The following is a 19,840-nucleotide window of genomic DNA, read 5'->3' on the forward strand; positions in this document are numbered from 1 at the left end:
GAGAAAGGCGGCACCGTGGCAAACAAAGCACGCAAGATGCAAGTCCTCACCGCCGAGGTCATGACGGGCATCGTCACGCTCATCGCCGGCATGGCGATGCTCGCATCCATCACCAGCCCCCAGGCCAACATATCGCACATGGTGCTCTACGGCCTCGTGATAACCATCGGGGTCACCGTGCTCATACTGCTGTGGCTCGATCCCGACCGCATCCGCGCCGGCCAGAGCAACGCGGTGCTCAACCTGGCCAGCCGCATGCTGGCGGCGATGCGCGACGGCCTGGACCAGACGAGCGCCCAGCGGATCTGCGAGATGCTGCTTCCCGCCACCAACGCCATCGCCATCGCCATCACCGATAAGGTGGACATCCTCGGCTACGCAGGCGCGGGGCAAAGCTACAACACGCTGGGAACCCCCATCCGCACGCATGCCACCCACGCCACGATCGCCGACGGTCGGATGCGCGTGCTGTACAGCAGCCAGGAGATAGGCTTCCCCGAAGACCACCACATCATCAACGCCGCCATACTGGTGCCGCTCACCCTGGGCAATGAGACGGTGGGGACGCTCAAGTTCTACTTCCCGAGGCCACGCAACATCAACGAGACCCAACAGAGCATCGCCGCCGGATTCGGCGAGCTTCTGAGCACGCAGCTGGCCGCCATCGAACTGGAAGAGCAGAAGAAGCTGGCGACCAGCATGGAGCTTCGGGCCCTTCAAGCGCAGATCAACCCCCATTTCCTGTTCAACACGCTCAACACGATCGCATCTTTCACCCGAACCGACCCCGACCGTGCGCGCACGCTGCTGCGCGAGTTCAGCAAGTTCTACCGCGGCACGCTCGAGAACGCGAGCGATCTGATCCCCCTGGCACGCGAGCTCGACCAGACGCAGCGCTACCTCAAGTTCGAGATTGCACGCTTCGGGGAAGACCGCCTGGAGATGGTCACCGATGTGCCGCAATCCCTCATCGACACGCTGGTTCCTGCTTTTTTGATCCAGCCGCTGGTGGAAAACGCCGTCAAGCACGCCATGCCCGCCAAAGGCAAGCTGACCGTCTCCGTCACCGCCACCGCGCAGGGACGGGACCTGCTTTTGGAGATCGCCGACGACGGCGTGGGAATGGATGAGGACCAGCTCTCCCGCATCATGTCGCCGCAGAGCGACACCGGGCTGGGAATCGCCGTGGGGAACATCCACGACCGCGTGCAGGGGTATTACGGGGGGCATTCGAACATGGCGGTCGACAGCACGCCGGGCGAGGGCACGCGCATCACGCTGCTGCTCGACCGCAGCTGCATCGGCGAGATCGTCCTGTAGAACCCCGGGCAACGTAAAAGAAAGGGACGCATCCCCGTGGCGAAATCACTCGATATGCCCATCACCTTCCGCACCATGCTCCGTTTTGCCGCGCCGACCATTGCCGCGCAGCTGTTCATGAGCATCTACTCCACCGTCGATGGCCTGTTCGTGGCAAACCTGGTGGGAACCGACGCCCTGTCCGTAGTCAACATCGTCATGCCCTCCCTCATGGTGATCCTCGCCGTCGCCAGCATGGTGTCGGCGGGCGGCCGGGCGTTCGTCGCCGCGCAGTTGGGCGCGGGCAAGCAACAGGAGGCGCGGGAGAACTTCTCCCTCGTCATCGCGGTCAGCTTCGGCGCGGCGCTCGCGCTCTCCCTCGCTGGATTGGTCGCAATGGACCCCCTCCTTCACGTGATGGGATCCGATGACGCGCTCCTCGACCTCTGCCGAGCCTACGCGACCCCTCTGTTCATCATCATGCCCCTCGCGATGCTGGGGATGGTGTTCGACACCTTCTTCATGGTCGAGGGCAAACCGGGGATCGGCAGCATCCTCTCCATTGCGGGCGGCGTGCTGAACATCATCCTCGACTACCTGTTCATCGCCCTCTTCGGTTGGGGTGTCGCGGGAGCGGCGATCGCCACCGGCATCGGCTACTCGGTGTCGGCCGTGGTAGGACTCGTCTACTTCGCAGTCCGCCGAAACGGCAACCTCTGCCTGGTGAAGCCCGTGTGGCGGCCGAACGCCCTCGCGAAGATTTCAGGCAACGGCGCCTCCGAGATGGTGATGATGCTGGCGGGCAGCGTTTCCACCGTGGTGATGAACAACGTGATGATGGGACTCGCCGGAAGCGACGGCGTGGCGGCTATCAGCATCATCGTGTACGTGATGAGCATCCTCTCCGCCGTGTACTACGGTTACGACTACGGGGTGTCCGCGCTGGCAAGCTACAATTTCGGCAAGGACGACCACGAGCGTCTGCGACGTTACCACAGCATCAACCTCCGCGTCACCATCATCGCCGGCGCATGCATACTGGGCGCCAGTCTCATCGCATCGCAATCGCCGACGGGCTTCTTCGCGCGACCCGGCACGCACGTGTTCGACCTGGCGGTGCAGGGCTTCGGCATATGCTCGTTCGCATTCCTGGTCATGGGGGTGAACGACTATGCCAGCTCGTTCTTCACCGCGCTCAACGATGGGCGGACGTCGGCCATCATCGCATTCATGCGCACGTTCGTGTTCACGCTCGCCGCGCTCATCATCATGCCCGCCCTCTGGGGCATCGTGGGGCTGTGGTTCGCGCTGCCCGCCGCCGAGCTCGCCAGCTTGGCGGTTTCAAGCTATTACCTGGTCGCGAAACGCAACGTCTACCATTACGCCTAGCCCATTCCACCATGCTTTCGGACGCACCCCCGCTTCTTCCCTTCCCGGTCGGGGATCGCACGGCAAAGGGCAGGCCGGAGCATGCGGTCCCCTGGGAACCTTATCGTGCGAGTTCCCCCTTCACCCGATGCAAGGGCACTCTTCCGCAGGGGCGATGCCCGCCTCCGCCAGCGCCGCGAGGAACGCCTCCGCGGAGCGCGTGGAGACGAGCTCGGACGGGAACCGCATCTGGCGCAGCAACTTCGGCACCACGTTGAAGTCGCCCACTTCGGCGGAGATATGCGCGTCGGTGCTCACCGCGATGGGGGTCCCCGTCTCCGCGCACCGCTCGATGATGGTGCGGCACATCTCGTGCGAGCTCTCGACATGCGTGAAGCTGTACTCGTTCACTTCGATGAGCTTATGCTGCTCGCGCGCGCAGGCGAGCACGGTGTCGATATCGTAGGGCACGCCCGACCTGCCGGAATGTCCCAGGATCAGCACGCGCGGATGCTCGAGGGCTTGGCAGTACATATCGGTTGCCTGGCCGATGGTGGCATTGCGCGCGAACCATTTGTCGTGGACGCTGGCGATGACGTAGTCGCAGCGACGGAACACGTACTCCTGCAGCGTGAGAGGTTCGACAGGAGCGCCATCGATGCTGGTCGTCACCGTGGTATCCCCGCCGTACAGATCGCCGCGCAGGTTGACGATGTCGGCCTCCGCCCCGTGCAGCAGCCTCACCCCATGCCACAGGCGCGGCCACACCCGGTAGTTGTTGTAGTACTGGAAGTTGCGGACATCGCGTTCCACGTAGAGCATATCGCTGAAATGGTCGGTGCTCCCCAGCAGCTGGATCCCCCGCTCCGCAGCCTGCCGCACGTTCTCCTCAATCGTGGAGTACGCATGGCGCGAGAAGAGGGTGTGGGTATGGACGTCGCATTTGAATTCCAGCATATCGATTCCTTCCGAAGAACATGCGCGCACAGCCGCCGCGGTTATACGGGAACGCGGTAGCGCTTGTACGTAACCGCAACGATCACCATCGCCGAGACGGCCATGAGCAGGAACACGCCGTAGGCGTCCTGGTAGCTGCCCATCACGTCGGAAATCGGCCCGGGGATGAAATTCCCCGCCAACCCGCCGACGACGTAGGCGACCTGGCAGTCCTTCACGAACTTCCCGGCGTTGCGCCGCGGCACCAGCTCCAGCGACCATTCGGACACGCCGATGGTGCCGAGCACCAGGCCGAACGAGGCGAGCAGCGCCCCGCACACCACGAGCGGGATGCTCGTGATCGAACCGGCCGCTATCAGCAGGATGAGCCCCGAAACCTGGCACCCGAACATGATGAGCGACGCGATCGAAGAGCTCATGCGGTCGAACAGCCGCCCGGTGAGCGCCTTCGACGCGGTCAAGCTCACCGCCGCAAGCGAGAGCATGCCGGCAGCGAAGCCGCCATCGTAGCCCTGCGTGGTCAGATAGACCGACAGGTAGGTGTTGGACGACATGCATACGCCGCCCACGCATACGACCGCCAGCAAGAACAGACGGCGTGCGCCGTCGGGCATGGGCTTTGGCTTATGGGCATGCACACGGGTGCTTCCGGCTTCCTCGGCAGCCGGATCGTGAAGAGGTTCGAGACCCTTGTCGCTCGGCCGGTTCCGCAGAAGCGCGAACACGACGACGGCGACGGCGAAGGAGAGGGCCGCCTCCACCATGAACGATACGGAAAGCGATATATGGGCGATGACCTGCACCGCCACCAGCGGGATGATCATGGCGGCGATGCCCGTGCTGACCGATGCGAAGCCGAGCGCGCCGCCGCGCCCGCTCGCATACCACCGTTTCACCAGCACGGTGACGGCGATCATCCCGCCCAAGCCGTAACCGGCACCTGCGAAGATTGCGCCCGCGATCAGCACGGGGAAGCTCGGCGCCAGCGCATACAGAACGAAGCCGACAGCGGAGCACAGCGTCGCCAACGTCACGCCGCGGCGATAGCCCAGGGCATGGTAGAAGCGATCGGCGAACATCATCAAAGCCATCGAGGTGAATGTGCGCGTGGAGAGGATGAGCGAGCCGCCGGTGTTGCCCACATAGGGCAACTCGACCAGATACGGCTGGTACACGCCGAACGAGGTGCTGGTAAGGCCCATGTTCACGAACAGGAAGATGAACGTGCAAAGGGAGATCACCTTCGCGTAATGCATTTTCATACGGGGTTTCGGCCTTCTTCCGCCTTCATGGAGCCTACCGTCCCCTGGTATACCGAAACGGCGCACGAGCTTCCACACCCTTCACCGCTTCTCCGTCCCAAGAGCATGCCAGACCGCAAAAAGGCGGGCGGGAGCGATCCGGCCCGCCTCGCCCCGTGCATATGGAATCGCTATTCGAACACAGCGTGCGCGACCGCGTCATCGTGTGCCCGCAGGCGCTGCGCCATCTCCACCACGACGAACCAGGCGCCGTTCCGGTCGAAGATCGCCTTCGCCTCCGCCTCGCGGCCGGGGGACATCACGCTGATCGCATGGTCCATGTCCTCCTGAGTGACCTCCGCGTCCATATGGCGCCAATAGGCGTCCAGCGCGAATCCCTGGCGCAACGATTCGCGCGCCTGCATGGCGACCATCAGGGTGAACTGCTGCTCCTGCATGCCCTGCTGGGAGGCGAACTGCTCGGGCGTCAACCCATCCGCCGCCAGCTGTTGGAGCATGTTTTCCATGATGTCGTCGCGCGTGCGCTCCATGTACAGATCGTCGATCGGTCCCACCAGGCGTTTGGCAAGCTCGGAATCGACCTGCATCTCGAGCTCCTCGCGCTGGTGGGCGGCCATATGGTCCTCCAGCTGGGCGCGAACCGCCTCGCGGTACTCCTCGACCGTTGATCCGGCGCCTTCGAAATGCTCTTTCACCACGTTGTCCGTAAGCTCGGGCACCACGCGCTTGAACCGGCCGCGGCAGACAGTATGGACCTGGAACACGTCGGGGACGGCATCGGGGGAAGGGCTCATCTCGGAAGAGGCGAATTTGAAGTCGCGCTCCTCGCCTTCCTCCATCCCCACGACGGCATCGATGAACCCGCGCGGCATCATATCGGGGGCGAGCATGATATGCATGTCCGTGCCGGAAAGGTTCGGGGCGGGACTCCCGTTCATAACGGTTTCCACGTCGAAGATCGCGTAATCGCCTTCCGCGAGCGGCGCCGGCTCGGGCTCCATCGTTGCGATCGAATCAAGCGCCTCGCCGATCGCCTCGGCAACCATCTCATCGGTGACCTCATGCGAATGTCCCGGCGAAACCGCGACCGGCCCGTAATCTGATAGATCGAATTCCGGGCGCAGCACCAGGCCGATGTCCATCGTCCACGGATCGGGACCGTATAAATCGCCTTGGTCGGCGGCATCGATCAGGGGCTCGGGAGTGTACATGATATGCAAGCCGCGCTGGTTCACCACCGAGGCGGCCGCGATGGCCGCGACATACGAGGTGATGCCCTCCGACACATCCTGGGCACCGAAGCGATGCTCCAGGGCCGTACGGATATCGCCGCCCTCGCCGGGGGTGATGCGCGCCTCCTGCGCCATGCCGAGCTCGGCCTCGCGCACGATGGCGACCTTGTCGCCCGGGGCGATGCGGACGGACACCCGCATCTGCCTGCCTTCGTCGAATACTTCTTCTGTGAGGATCTCAACATCCATGCGTCTTCTCTTCTCTATCCATGGGGGATATAAGCCCTTGCATGATAGCAAAGCGCCTTGCGGAAAACCCCGCAAAAAAAGACGCATCATTTGTTGTAGAAACAACAGAAGTCACCAATACACCGCTTTAGGATACGCGATATGGAAACCACGATAACGTGGAAGGCGCTGCTTCGGCGGCGCGCAACGAGAAGGAGTTGTTCATGAGCGAGATGTTCTGCTTCCAATGCGAGCAAACCGCCGGCTGCACCGGATGCGCGGGCGCCGCGGGCGTATGCGGTAAGACCGCGGAGGTTGCCCGCCTCCAAGACGAGCTGACGGGGGCGCTGATCACGCTGGCCACAGCCCAGCAGACCGCCGGCGAGGCATCCGACGAGGTCAGTGCGCTCGTCGACGAAGCGCTGTTCGCCACCGTCACCAACGTGGACTTCAGCGACGCAGCCGTGCGCGCCCTCATCGCCCGCGTTCATGCCGCCCAGAAGGCCTTAGGGGTCGAAGGCGACTATGATATGAAGAAGATCTGGAACGCCGACGAGGACACCCGCTCCCTGAAGAGCCTCATCCTGTTCGGCATCCGCGGAACCGCCGCCTACGCCTACCACGCGCGCGTGCTGGGCTACACCGATGCCACCGTCGACGCCTTCTTCATCAAGGCGCTGGCCTCACTTGCCTCCGAGGGCGCGGACCTGCTCCCCATCGTGCTCGAGGTCGGCGAGAAGAACCTGGCGTGCATGGGCCTTCTCGATCAGGCCAACACCGAGACCTACGGAGACCCCGTCCCCACTGACGTGCCCTTCGAAATCGAAGCCGGCCCGTTCATCATCGTCACCGGCCATGATCTGAAGGACTTGCAGCTGCTCCTGGAGCAGACCGACGGCACGGGCGTGAACGTGTACACCCACGGCGAGATGCTGCCCGCGCACGCCTATCCGGAGCTGAAGAAGCACCCGCAGCTCAAGGGCAACTTCGGCACCGCATGGCAGAACCAGCGCAAGGAATTCGACGGCGTGCCCACGCCCATCCTGTTCACCACCAACTGCTTGATGCCGCCCAAGGCCAGCTACGCCGACCACGTGTTCACCACGAACTGCGTCGAGTACCCCGGCTCCCACCGCGTCGGCGAGGACAAGGACTTCAGCGAGCTGATCGCCAAGGCCAAGGAGCTGGGCGGCTACGCCGAGAACCATCCCATGACGGGCATCAACGGCGGCACCCACACCGTCACGGGCTTCGGTCGCGCCACCGTCCTCTCCGTCGCAGGCCAGGTCGTAGACGCCGTGAAAGCCGGTCAGATCAAGAACTTCTTCCTGGTGGGCGGTTGCGACGGCGCCCGGGCGGGCCGTAACTACTACACCGAATTCGTGAAGCAGACCCCCTCTGACAGCGTGATCCTCACGCTTGCCTGCGGCAAGTACCGCTTCAACGACCTCGATCTGGGCACCGTCGCCGGACTGCCCCGTCTGCTGGATATGGGGCAGTGCAACGACGCATACGGCGCCATCCAGGTTGCCGTGGCGCTCGCCCAGGCGTTCGATTGCGGCGTGAACGACCTGCCGTTGCACATGGTGCTCTCCTGGTACGAGCAGAAGGCGGTGTGCATCCTGCTGACGCTGCTGCACCTGGGGATCAAGAACATCTACCTGGGCCCCACCCTGCCGGCGTTCATCTCCCCCAACGTGCTGAACGTCCTGGTGGAAAATTACAGCATCACCCCCACCAGCACGCCGGAAGAGGATCTTGCGAAGCTGCTCGCATAGTTCTTCGAAGCGAGCAAGGGGCATCCACCCCGACCGAGCGAACGGCCGCGCGAATCGCCTTCCGCGCGGCCGTTCTTCGTCTGCTTCCCGAGCGCCGGTCTCGGGTCGATGCGGGAGATCGCAATTCCCAAGCGCACCCAACCGCGTCCCATCCGACGAGACGGACGGGACGATGGGAACATGGGATGCATCGGCTGGGACGTATGCTGCGAAGTCGGGGAAAGGCAGCCGAGCACTAACGCGGATGGGCTGATGCCGTCCCCCATAACTGCGCATCGGGCCGAAAGCACCCGCCTTCGGCCCGCTATCTTGCGCTTCGATTCGCGGCGCGGCTACTCGCTGCGCAGCGCCTCCACCGGGTCGCGGCGGCTCGCCGCACTCGACGGGATCAGGCCGGCAACGAATGTCAGCAGCACGCTGATGCCGACAAGCACGGCAGCGGAGGCGACGGGCAGGATCATCACCTGCGGCACGTTCCACCCCGCGTACACGATGGGATTCACCACCAGGCTTGCCAGGTACACCACGGCGATGGCGAGCACGCCCGCTATCAGGCCTTCGATGATCGTCTCGGCGTTGAACACGTTGGCGATGTTCAGCTTGCTCGCCCCCATGGCGCGCAGGATGCCGATCTCCTTCTTGCGCTCGAGCACGCTGATGTAGGTGATGATGCCGATCATGATCGAGCTGACGACCAGGCTGATGCTGACGAAGGCGATCAGCACGAGGCTGATGGTGTCGACGATGCTCGTGACGCTGCTCATGAGCGTGCCGGCGATGTCGCTGTACTGGATGGTTGCCTTGCTGTTGCCCTCGGCGTTCATCTTGTCGTTATAGTCGTCGATGATGCCGATGACGCTTTCCTTCGCCGGGAAGTCGGTCGGATAGATGCTGATGGACTGCGGGTCGGACAGCTCGGCATACCCCAATTTGCCCATGTTGTTATCGTACGTCAGATCGTTGGAATTCATGTAGCTGGTCAAAAGGCTGGTCAGGTCGTCCTGATCCATGTTGAATTTGATGGCGTCGGCGAAGGCGTCGGCGTCGAATGAGAATCCATTCTGCATTGCATTCGAAAGGCTCGCCATCTGGCTTTGCAGCTGGCCGGAGATGGCGCTCGAGAGCTGGTTGCCCACTGAATTCGTCATGACCGCCATCTGCGTGGTCAGCGAGGTCGCCATCTCGTTCGCCATCACCTGCGCCGCCTGCTGCATGAGCGCCTGCATCGCCGTCGCAAGATAGGGTGCGAACTGATTGGTCATGTAGTCTTGCATGGCGGTTTGCACTGCGCTCTGGAGGGTTGGACCGACCTCGTCCTGCATCTTCTTGAGCGCAGCCTTCCCCTCGTTGGACTCCTGGTACTTCGCCCACGCTTCAGCCATCTTCTCTTGGTCGGCGAGCACCGCCGGCCCGTACTTGGTTGTCGCCCAAGCCATGAATCCCGCCATGAAGTCTCCGCTGCTCTTACCGATCGCCGCCTGCTGCTCCTTCGAAAGGTCGGGGTTCATCTTCGACAGATCGGGTTTCGGGGCATTCGCCATGATCTGGCGCATCGTTTCCTCGCTGAACACGGACGACATGGCGCTCGGATCCATCTGCAGGCTGCTCGGATCGATGGACATCCCGCTCATATCGAGGCCGGAAAGGTCCATGCCGCTGAAGTCCATGCCCGAGGAAAGCGCGCTCGCATCGAAGCTGAACGCCCGAGAGAGGGCATCTTCGTCCACGGTGAACATGGAGCCCATATCGAAGTTCGTGCCGCCCTCGCTCTGCAGTTCCTCGAAGGTCTTCCCCGTGAACACGTCCACGTCGGGATGGTCCTTCTGCTGTTTGACGATATCGCTCTCGCCGGCGATCTGGATAAGCTGCCGTGTCAGACCCGGCATGTAGGCGACGCCCTCGGAGAGCACGGGCGTGGTGGACTCAGCGCTCGGTTTCACCACGCCGACTATCTTCAAATCGATGCCGTCGGCGATCCTCTGCTTCATCGTCTCGGTATCGCCGCTGATATCGCTCCAGATATTCTGGTCCGCATTGTACTGGTACAGGCTGGATGCAGGCACGACCTTGAAGCTCAGGCCCAAGGCGTCGTCGTAGGTGAAGTCCTTCGTGATCTCCGGGACCACGACCTCCTTGCCGTTCAGCGCATCCTGCGTCATCTGGTTCATCACTTCGGGATCGTACACGCCCAAGCTGTACAGCATGTAGTCGCTGATCTGGCCCGACGAGCTCAAGACCAGAACGGCCTCGTCGTAGCTCTGCGCCCACCGGCCGGCCACCACGTCCATGCGGCTTTCCAAAAGCTCCTGATCGTCGAGCATCTCGCTGAAAGCGCCCATGCCGCTGCTCCCGGCCGAGAGCGCGCTGCCCGAGATGCCGTTCGACATCGTCTGCGCCATCGTGGACGGGTTCAGGCGCACAACCCCCTTCGACGTATCCGGATAGTAGATCTGCGGCTTGATGCCGTAGTTGTACTGCACCGTGTTCACATACCGGTAGATATCGCTCTGGCCGCTTTCCAAATACTCTTTGAATGCGGAGAGGTTGTTGTTCTTCACTTGGGCGAACATGTCCGTCATGATGCTGTTCTGGGGGATGGCGTTTTCGTTTGAGGCCCCGTCGCCCGCATCGTCGCTGCCCGATGTCCCCGCAGTGTATCCCATCGTCGCGGTGAGCAGGCTCGATATGTCGAAGCTGCTCTTGGTGATGGTGATGGGGTAGCTGGTCAGCGCCTCTTCTTCGGTATCCGCGATGTAATTGTTCACACCGTTCGAAAGCGCCAGGATCGCCGCGATGCCGATGATGCCGATGCTCCCGGCGAAGGCCGTCATGAACGTGCGGCCCTTCTTCGTCATGAGGTTGTTGAAGGACAGCGCAAGCGCCGTGAGGAAGCTCATGCTTGCCTTCTTCCCGGATTTCCCCGAGGAAGATCTCTGCCGAGCGCCCGCGCCATGGCCGGCTTCGCCGTGTTCCTCCGACGATCCCGGGACCGGAGCCCCCGCCGGCGTCGGGGAGCCCTCCATGGCCTGCTGCGCGCTCGGCGCGCTTGCCGGGGGCGGGAAACCTTTCGGGACTTCCCGTTCCGCTGCTCCTTCGATTCCTTCGGAATCGAACTCGTGCGCTGCACTGCGACGATCTAATACTGAGGAAGAATTTGCAGGGTCGAGGGTCCCCGCGGGTTCCCCGCCCCCGGCAAGCAGATCCCCATCGAAGGGGTCGGAATCCCCGACGATGCGGCCGTCTGCGAGGTTGACGATGCGGGTGGCATACTGCTCGGCAAGCTTCGGGTTGTGCGTGACCATGATGACCAGGCGGTCGCTGGCGATCTCTTTCAGCAGATCCATCACCTGGATGCCGGTGTCGGTGTCCAGCGCGCCCGTGGGCTCATCCGCAAGCACGATGTCGGGATCGTTCACCAGGGCGCGGGCGATCGCGACGCGTTGCATCTGGCCGCCGGAAAGCTGGCTGGGCTTCTTATGCAGATGCTCGCTCAGCCCCACGCGCTTCAGCTCATCGGTCGCGCGCCTCTTGCGTTCCCCGCGGCTGATGCCGGAAAGCGTGAGCGCAAGCTCCACGTTCGAAAGGATGCTCTGATGGGGAATCAGGTTGTAGCTTTGGAATATGAACCCGATTCGATGGTTGCGGTAAGCATCCCAGTCCTTGCCCTTATAGTCCCGCGTGCTCACGCCGTTGATGGCGATATCGCCGGAATCGGCATGGTCCAACCCGCCGAGGATGTTCAGCAGCGTGGTTTTGCCGCTGCCGCTCTGACCCAGGATCGCCACGAACTCGTTGTCGCGGAAATTGAGCGAGACCCCGTCGAGAGCCTTTTGCACGAAGTCCCCGGTCTTATACGATTTCCGCAGTTCCTTCAGTTCGATCATCGAGTTCCCCTGCCGTACAATATGACATCATGCGATACGCGGTTCGGCGCGCATAATCCTTCAAAATGACCCGGACAGTATAGGAAGGAATCCGCCGAGCCGATGCGAACGGTCCGTTTTCGTTTACAAGCCGTTGGAGGTTGCACAGCATTGGCCGGATTCACGACGATCGAGGGTCGCGCGCAGGCGGAAATCGAGGCGAAAAAGAGCCGCTTCATCGGGCAGATCGCCCACGCGGGCACCGAGGAGGAGGCGCTCGCCTTCCTCGACGAGGTGCGCGGGAGGCATCGCATGGCACGCCATAACGTCTACGCCTACATCGTGCATGCGGACGGCGCATCCGACCGCATGCGTTATTCCGATGATGGCGAACCTCAGAAGACGGCCGGCATGCCCACGCTCGATACGCTGCTCCACGCGGGACTGGTCGACGTCTGCTTGGTGACCACGCGCTACTTCGGAGGGGTGCTGCTGGGCACCGGCGGCCTCGTGCGCGCCTACACCCAAGCCGCTCAGGCGGCAATCGATGCCGCTCGGCTCGTCCGTATCTCCCCATGCGTGGATATCGAGACGAACGTCCCCTACGCGCTGTACGAATCGCTTGCGCGCATCGCAGAGGGCAAGGAGGCGCGCATCGTCGACACATCGTTCACCGACGATGTCGCCGTGCGGATACGCACTCTGGCAGGTGTCGAAGAACCGCTTGTGAAGAAAATCGAAGAGCTAACCCGTGGAACGGCGCATATGCGGATTTCGGGGCCCCACTTCGCTCCATTCTAGCCCTCACCCGTTCTGAACAGGCAAATCACCACATTCGTGCTATGCCTTTTCAGCAATAACATCCCTTTGGGGTAATAGATTTATCCTCAAAAGCAGGCATACTTGTCATCAATGAACGGATCGGCCCCTCTCCCTTATCCTTAGCCGATAGCGTTCGCGGGTTGATATCCTCTTCAATCCGACAAAGACGGCCGGCTCTTCTCCCTCTCTCCCTTTTACGGGCCCGCCGTCCTCCTCCTCAAGCCCCAGCCCTCCAGCTGGGGCATTCTTTTATCAAAACCTCACGGTGCGAGGACGCAAAGCGACTGTATAATATCCAAGTTTAAGCAACCCGACCCGGAGGAAACATGGCAAGCAAATTCATTTCCGAATTCAAGGAATTCGTATCCCGCGGCAACGTCATGGACATGGCTGTCGGTATCATCATCGGCGGCGCGTTCACGGCGATCGTCACGTCGCTGACGACCAACATCATCAACCCGCTCATCACCCTGGCGACGGGCGGTCACGGCACGGAAGTCGGCGGGCTCGCCATCAAGGTGTCGGATTCCGCCACCATCGATTTCGGCGCGTTCATCTCCGCCATACTGAACTTCCTGATCATCGCCTTCGTCGTGTTCTGCTTGGTCAAGGCCGTCAACAGCCTGAAGAACGCCGTCGTTCAGGAGAAGGAAGAAGAGGCCACCACGAAAACCTGTCCGTTCTGCAAAGAGGAGATCGCCATCGAGGCGACCCGCTGCCCGCACTGCACGAGCGAGCTTGATTAACGCCTGCTTGAAGGCATGAGCATCCCGCACCACTCCTATTCAAGCGATCACGATGCAGCCCACGGCGCACTGGATGCGCTGCGGGCTGCTCGCGATTCCGGGCGCCGTCCGGTTCTCATCGTGCCGAATGGCCCTTCCGTGCTGCGCGCCAGGCGCATGCTGGCCGCGCACGAAGACGGCTTCGGCACCACCGTGGCGACTTTGGCGGGATGGGCTGCCGAACTATGGCAGCTTTTCGGCGACGGGAGCACGCTCGTCGGGGCGGAAGAGCGCAGCGTTCTGCTCAATCGCTTGGCCCGCATGCGGTTTGGGGATAAGGCAACCCCCGGCATGGGCCGGCTGCTCTCGCAGGCGGCGGCCGAGGCGCTGTGCTTCGCCGGGCAAACGGCCGACCTCGAGGGGACCGAGGTCGATGTTGCGAACGTGCTTGCGGAATACCGCTCCGCGCTGCATGAGAGGCGCCTGATGGAGCAATGCGAGTCGTATCTCGAGCTCGCACATCAGGCTCCCTGCCTGCGGAACCGTTTTGCGCCCGTCATGCTCGGGTGCCTCGATGCCCCGATTCCCGTCGCAGGCCTGCGTTTCCTGGAGAGCATGGGTGCGGAAGGCTACGACGCCCCCCTGCCGTCTTCGGGCGGGAACCCGGAAACGTCGGAGGAATTGCGCGCGCTCCAGAACCTGCTGTACCGGCGCACCGCGGATAATGCGCCCCTCAACCCCACCGGCGCCTGCATCGTCTCGTCCACGGCGGGTCCTTCCGCGGAGCGCTTCGCCCTGTCGCGGGAACTCGCAATCTGCGCTTCAGGGGGGCATTCCCTGCTCTATGCGGTCAAAGACCCCCTGGGGCTTTTCGACTTCTGCGCCCCCCATCTGGCGAAACACGGCATCGATGCCCTCGTCCACGCATCCGTTCGAGCAAACGATACCGACATGGGCAGGGCCCTGCTGTATCTTGCCGAGCTTATCGGCGCGACGCGCATCGACACGCTGCTCGCCGCCGATTACGGGCTGAACCCCTTCTCGGGCATATGGTACGGAACGGCGTTCTTCTCCGATAAAACCCACCGTGGCAATCGCCTGATAGAAGCGGACGAGGTCCTTACCGACCTCGCCGGCCACGCTGGCGAAGGATTGCAACCGGTCGTGGGGCTTCTTGAAGACGGGGATTTCGAGTCCGCCTTCTCGTTGCTGCGCGCCAACCTCTTCGACCGCTTTGCCGGTCGGGCCGCCTACGCTTCCGTGCAGGCAAGCGTGCTGGACCGCGCCCAGCGCCTCTGCGCAGCCGGCGCTGCCTGGAACATCCCCTGGCACGAAGCGATCGCCCCCCTCGCCCAGGCAACACTTCCGGTGCGCGCGCAAACCGGAGATCGCCCGACGGTCGCGTTCGTGACGTTGCGCGATGCCGCCCAGGTTACGCCCGCGAGCTACGATACCGTCGTCATCGGCAACCTCGATGCGGCATCCTACCCCGTTCGCGACCCCGAAGGCGCCCTTGAAACGCTTTTGGGGAAATGGGATGCGGTGCCCACGACGGACGCGCTTGGCTCCATGCGCCGCATGTTCGTGCGAGCGATTGCAACCGCTCGCACCTCTCTCGTGATCGAGCGCAGCCTTCGCAACGAAACCGCCGAAGACGAGCAAGCGGCGCTGGTTTTCGAGGAAGTGCTCGCCTGTTACCGCCAGAATTTGACCGACGACGAGGGGCTGGATCCCGCAACCGGGGCGCCGCTGTCCCTCCCCTCGCGGGGCATCGCCGGGGAAGAGAATCTGGTTTCCAACGCCTGCGGGAGCGCGCACGCTTTGCGCTACGAACCCGCGCCCCTGATCGGGGAGGTCTCTCCCGAAGTGCGCCAGCGCATCGTCCTGCCCCGCCTCTACGGGAAAGACGCCTACCCCGGCCTGGACCTTTCCGCTTCCCAGATCGAAAGCTATCTGGAATGCCCGTATCAATGGTTCGCGAAACGCCGGCTGAAACTGGAGGGGATCGAGGAGGGTTTCGGCCCCCTTGAGCGCGGGACGTTCATGCATACGGTGCTGGAAAAGTTCTACCGTCGTTTCCAGGCCGATGTCGCGCAGAAGGTGACCGGGGATACGCTCGGAGCAGCCCGGGAGATCCTCGAACAGGTTTTCGCTGCTACCGTGGCCGAGCAGCCGAAGAACAAGCCGGGGAACCGCTACGTTCCCATCGACTCATGGGAGCAGCAGGTTCAGGCGAATTTGCTCGACCGCCTCGTCGAGGCGCTGCCCTTCGAAGCGCGCCTTCTGCCCGATTTCGCGCCATGGAAATTCGAATGGGGGTATGGGGAATACGCCCCGTACCGCTATGCGGGATGCAACATTTTAGGCCGCATCGACCGTATCGACATCGACGGCGCAGGCAATGCCGTGATCATCGACTACAAGAGCTCCCTCTCCATGGCGTACAGGCTGCATGGGGCACAAGCCCCCGAAGGCGGGGAAGCCGTCTTCGAGTTACCGCAGAAAATGCAGGCGCTCATCTACGCGAAGGTGGTGCGCGATACGCTGGGATGCCCCGTCGTCGGGACGCTTTACGTCAACCCCCTGAAGCAGACCGTGTCAGGGGCGTACGATCGCCATGTTATCCATGCCGATCAGATCCCCTTCACGAAAGCGGAGGCCGAAGCCTGCGGGGTGCCCTGGGGGGATATCTCCACATTCGATGAGCTCATCGACAGAAGCGAGAAGATGGTGGCAGACCGCATGAACGAGCTTGCCGCCGGCAACGTGGCGCCCGACCCGCTGGGCCCCGGCGCATGCGAATACTGCCCGGTTGGCAACTGCCCCCGCCGGCTGACGAAGGCAGGTGCTTAGGCCGTGAACCTCGATTCCCTCACTCCGAGCCAGCGAAATGCCGTATCGTATCTGGACGGGCCCCTGCTCATCTGCGCGGGGGCAGGCAGCGGAAAAACGTTCACGCTGACCCAGCGCATTGCCTGGGCGATGCTGCCCGGTTCAGGCAAGGATGGCGCGCCTTTTCTCGACAGCATCGATTCCGCATTGGTGATCACTTTCACCAACAAGGCCGCGGGGGAGATCAAAGACCGGATCCGCAGCACGCTTGCCGCCGAAGGGATGACGGAGGCGGCGCATGCGGTCGACGGCGCCTGGATTTCCACGATCCATGGCATGTGCATGCGCATCCTGCACGAGCACGCGCTTGAACTGGGGCTCGACCCTGCGTTCGAACTGGCGATGGGGACGACGGCCTCCCAGGCGCTGAGCGAGTCCATCACACGGGTGCTCGACCGCGTGCGCGAGGAAGACAACCCCCGCTACCGGGCATTGTTCCACGCGTATGCGGCAGACCGCGTGCGGGCGATGGTTGCGGAGGCAATCGATAAGGCGTCGCATCAGACAGATGGCCTCGATGCGTTCAACACGGGTCCGAAGCCGGCCGATGCGGGGGCGATCGCGCGCGAGCTCGTCGGTTTGGCAGCGGATGCGATGGCCACCGGCACCGAGAAGAACCAGCAGGCTGCCGAGAAGGCCGAGGCCGACTTGAGCGCCCTCCTCCTCGAAGGAAGAGCCGATGCCGAAGCGGTTTCCGCCGTGCTTGCCGGCGTGAACCTCAGAAACCTGCAAGGCAAGAAACCCCCCGTCAAAGCTCTGAACAGCGCCATCAAGGAAGCGCGGGCATCGCTCTCCATCACCGCCACCGTCCCCCTGCTGCGCGACATCCTCGCCCTCTCGCGCGAGGTGGAGGGGGAATACCGCGCCGCCCTCGCGCGTCGCGGGATGCTGGACACGAGCGACTTGATCCGCACCACGCTTCGAGCCTTCGACCGCCACCCCGAGCTTGCTTCGGAATACACCCAGCGCTTCAAGCTGATCATGGTCGACGAATTCCAGGACACCAGCCAGCTGCAGATCGACATGATCGAACGCATCGCAGGCCCTTCGCGCACGCATTTGTGCACGGTCGGCGATTCCCAGCAGAGCATCTACCGTTTCCAAGGCGCCGACGTGCAGGTGTACATGCGACATAAAGCCGACATGCTCGCCGCGCAGCCCGTCGGCGCCCATCGGGTAGAGTTAGGAGGCAATTTCCGCAGCCATGGGGATGTGCTCGCGTTCGTCCGGAAAGTATGCGGCCAGCCGGGATACTTCCCCGAGAAATTCCTCGACCTCCATGCCGAAACGGAGGGGAAACCCCTGCATGGCGGCAGCCCCCGCATAGAGCTTGCCGTCACGCGGTACGGAACCGGAATGGGGTCCGCCGACCAAGCCGCCTCGGCGGAAGCGGCCTTCATCGCCCGAAGATTCGCGGAATTCCGCGCTGCGGGCCACAGCCCTGCCGACATGGTGGTGCTCATGGGGGCATCCACCGGTGCATCCATCTACGCGGCCGCCCTGCGCGATCGAGGATTCAACGTGGTGGTTGCCGGAGGGTCGAAGTTCTTCGATTCGACGCAGGTCAAAACCGCCTTGGCGCTGCTCAACGTGCTGGCGAACCCCTACGATTCCGAGAGCCTGCTCGTCCTGCTTTCGAGCGAGGCGTTGCCTGTCTCATCCGATGACCTGCTGCAATTGAGCACCTATGCGGATCCGCAAAGCGCCATGCCCCGGCGTCAGAACCCGGCGGAGGGCCTGCTGCGCCCCGACCGCGCACCCCAAACGATATCGTCCGCCCTCGCCCACGCGACCGCCGTGCTCAAGCGCGCTTGGAGCAAATTGGGACGCGTCCGGCCAGCTCAGCTGCTTCGCGAAACCATTCTCGATTCCGGTTGGCTGCAGCGCATGGAGGCAAGCGGTGCCGAGGGGTTGGCCCGCGCCGCCGACGTATTGAAGTTCATCCGCATGGTGGAAGATGCTTCCGCCGACGGGTTCGATGTCGTCCGCGTTGCCGCGGACCTTTCAGCGCAGGCAGACGCATCCGCTGAGGCGCCCGGCGCGCTCTCTCAAAGCTCCGTCGACGCGATCAGGATCATGACGGTCCACGCCAGCAAGGGACTCCAATTCCCCATCGTGGCTATCGCGAACTGCTACGCTCCCTCCACCGCAACCGACGCGCCCGCGACGGTCACCTGCGGCCGAACGGTCTACAGCGCATTGCTTCCTCAGAATTTCACCGCGAATCCCGTGGAAGCGGACGATGCCGCGCTGGGAAGCTCCACCGATTTGGGAGAGTTCGCCAGCCAGCTGAAGGCGGTGAATGCAGAGCGGGAGTATGCCGAAAAGAAGCGTCTCTTCTACGTCGCCGTCACGCGGGCGAGCGCCGCGGCGATCGTGGCGGTCAAGCACCGCGAAACGAAAAAAGGGTCCTACCCCGGCGTCGAGCAGGATTTGCTGACAGGCTTGTTCCCCGGCCAGACCGCCTTCCCCGATGCCAGCGGGGAATTCGACTACGGCGGGAGCCGACCCGCACGATACACATGCGTCCCCCTTTCCGAAGAGGACGAGGTCGTTGCACGGGAAGATGAGGCATCCGGGAATCCGCTTGCGATTCCGATGGATCTCTACCCCAGCGCCATCGAATCGCGGGCCGCGCTCTCACCGTGCAATCCCCTCAGCGACTTCTTCAGCTATACAAGCCTTGCGGCGGAAAAGCCGCAGCGACCGGATGCCCTTGCCCCGAGCGAAAACGGAGATGAACCGACTCCGCAACGCGCAGCAGACGCGGACAAAGCCACCGAGTTCGGCAGCGCGCTCCATCAAGCGTGCGAGCTGCTCGCCTACCGTCACTCGCCGAAACTGCAGGATGTGACTTCCATCGACTTGGAGCGTATCGCCGCACGGTGGAATGTACACGATCTCGATCGGCTTCGCTCCGCTTTCGATCGGTGGAGGCTGAGCGACGTGTGCGAGCGAGCATTCGCGCATCGCCGCATAGAACCCGAGACCCCCTTCTGCACCGCGTTTCATGGCGGTTACCTCGAGGGTTCCATCGACCTGCTGTGCACCAACGGGAACGGAAGGGCCTACCTCGTCGACTACAAGACGGGCGGCAGCGCGACAGAGACCTCGGAGGCCCTGCATGATAAGCATCTCTTGCAAGCGCAATGCTACGCATTGGCCGTACTGAGAGCGGGTTTCGAGGCGGTGGAAGCGCGTTTCGTGCGCGTTGAGCAGCCCGGCCCCATCGATCCGGCGCAACCGCAGGTTGTCTCGTATTCGTTTGCCGAAGACGACCTTCCGTTGCTGGAGGATGCGATCTCTTCATACTCATAAGTTACCCTCGAAGAGGCGGATTGCCCGCGGCTTGAGAAATAGAAAACGGCGGAACCGCGCCTCAAATGCGTCGCGTGAACCTCGCCGACAACGTTA

At 62.9% G+C, this 19,840-nt stretch carries 11 protein-coding genes; 7 read left to right on the top strand and 4 right to left on the bottom strand.

Going from position 1 to position 19,840, the window contains the following annotated elements:
- Positions 1-15 precede the first annotated feature (15 nt).
- Both NOV21_RS01555 and NOV21_RS01560 read left to right on the top strand, forming a co-directional pair.
- Positions 16-1,320 (top strand): sensor histidine kinase, encoded by a 1,305-nt coding sequence (locus NOV21_RS01555; RefSeq protein ID WP_283169885.1) that lies wholly within the window; start codon positions 16-18, stop codon positions 1,318-1,320.
- Positions 1,321-1,356: 36 nt separating this feature from the next.
- Positions 1,357-2,688 carry an MATE family efflux transporter gene (locus tag NOV21_RS01560; RefSeq protein ID WP_283169886.1) on the top strand — a complete coding sequence of 444 codons (1,332 nt, stop codon included), beginning with the start codon at positions 1,357-1,359 and terminating at the stop codon, positions 2,686-2,688.
- Positions 2,689-2,808: 120 nt separating this feature from the next.
- On the opposite strand, the gene NOV21_RS01565 is transcribed toward NOV21_RS01560, so the two are convergent.
- The 3 genes from NOV21_RS01565 to NOV21_RS01575 form a co-directional block, all read right to left on the bottom strand.
- Positions 2,809-3,624, bottom strand: coding sequence for a phosphatase (locus NOV21_RS01565; protein WP_283169887.1), 816 nt, complete (start codon positions 3,622-3,624; stop codon positions 2,809-2,811).
- A 41-nt stretch (positions 3,625-3,665) separates the two neighbouring features.
- Positions 3,666-4,886, bottom strand: coding sequence for an MFS transporter (locus NOV21_RS01570; protein WP_283169888.1), 1,221 nt, complete (start codon positions 4,884-4,886; stop codon positions 3,666-3,668).
- 170 nt (positions 4,887-5,056) lie between these two features.
- Positions 5,057-6,367, bottom strand: a complete 1,311-nt coding sequence (locus NOV21_RS01575) for a trigger factor (protein ID WP_283169889.1) — start codon at positions 6,365-6,367, stop codon at positions 5,057-5,059.
- Between the two features lie 203 nt (positions 6,368-6,570).
- On the opposite strand from NOV21_RS01575, the gene hcp reads away from it, so the two are divergent.
- Positions 6,571-8,124 carry a hydroxylamine reductase gene (hcp, locus tag NOV21_RS01580; RefSeq protein WP_283169890.1) on the top strand — a complete coding sequence of 518 codons (1,554 nt, stop codon included), beginning with the start codon at positions 6,571-6,573 and terminating at the stop codon, positions 8,122-8,124.
- Positions 8,125-8,456: 332 nt separating this feature from the next.
- Here hcp and NOV21_RS01585 read toward each other — a convergent pair whose 3' ends face one another.
- On the bottom strand, positions 8,457-12,008 hold the full coding sequence (locus tag NOV21_RS01585; RefSeq protein WP_283169891.1) for an ABC transporter ATP-binding protein/permease: 3,552 nt from the start codon (positions 12,006-12,008) through the stop codon (positions 8,457-8,459).
- Between the two features lie 150 nt (positions 12,009-12,158).
- Here NOV21_RS01585 and NOV21_RS01590 point away from each other — a divergent pair, with 150 nt between their 5' ends.
- The 4 genes from NOV21_RS01590 (at position 12,159) to NOV21_RS01605 (ending at position 19,744) form a co-directional block, all read left to right on the top strand.
- Entirely contained in the window at positions 12,159-12,788 is a 630-nt protein-coding gene (locus tag NOV21_RS01590; protein WP_283169892.1) for an IMPACT family protein, read from the top strand.
- A 347-nt stretch (positions 12,789-13,135) separates the two neighbouring features.
- On the top strand, positions 13,136-13,555 hold the full coding sequence (gene mscL, locus NOV21_RS01595; protein ID WP_283169893.1) for a large conductance mechanosensitive channel protein MscL: 420 nt from the start codon (positions 13,136-13,138) through the stop codon (positions 13,553-13,555).
- 15 nt (positions 13,556-13,570) lie between these two features.
- Entirely contained in the window at positions 13,571-16,387 is a 2,817-nt protein-coding gene (locus tag NOV21_RS01600) for a PD-(D/E)XK nuclease family protein (protein ID WP_283169894.1), read from the top strand.
- A 3-nt stretch (positions 16,388-16,390) separates the two neighbouring features.
- A complete protein-coding gene (locus NOV21_RS01605) occupies positions 16,391-19,744 on the top strand; it encodes a UvrD-helicase domain-containing protein (RefSeq protein WP_283169895.1) in 3,354 nt (1,117 codons plus the stop codon).
- Positions 19,745-19,840 lie beyond the last annotated feature (96 nt).

It is taken from the genome of Curtanaerobium respiraculi, from assembly GCF_024609215.1.
GTDB lineage: Bacteria > Actinomycetota > Coriobacteriia > Coriobacteriales > Eggerthellaceae > Curtanaerobium > Curtanaerobium respiraculi.

Coding starts and splice junctions, on each gene's coding strand:
- NOV21_RS01565 (WP_283169887.1), bottom strand. CDS start 3,624: ATGCTGGAATTCAAATGCGACGTCCATACCCACACCCTCTTCTCGCGC.
- NOV21_RS01570 (WP_283169888.1), bottom strand. CDS start 4,886: ATGAAAATGCATTACGCGAAGGTGATCTCCCTTTGCACGTTCATCTTC.
- NOV21_RS01575 (WP_283169889.1), bottom strand. CDS start 6,367: ATGGATGTTGAGATCCTCACAGAAGAAGTATTCGACGAAGGCAGGCAG.
- hcp (WP_283169890.1), top strand. CDS start 6,571: ATGAGCGAGATGTTCTGCTTCCAATGCGAGCAAACCGCCGGCTGCACC.
- NOV21_RS01585 (WP_283169891.1), bottom strand. CDS start 12,008: ATGATCGAACTGAAGGAACTGCGGAAATCGTATAAGACCGGGGACTTC.
- mscL (WP_283169893.1), top strand. CDS start 13,136: ATGGCAAGCAAATTCATTTCCGAATTCAAGGAATTCGTATCCCGCGGC.
- NOV21_RS01600 (WP_283169894.1), top strand. CDS start 13,571: ATGAGCATCCCGCACCACTCCTATTCAAGCGATCACGATGCAGCCCAC.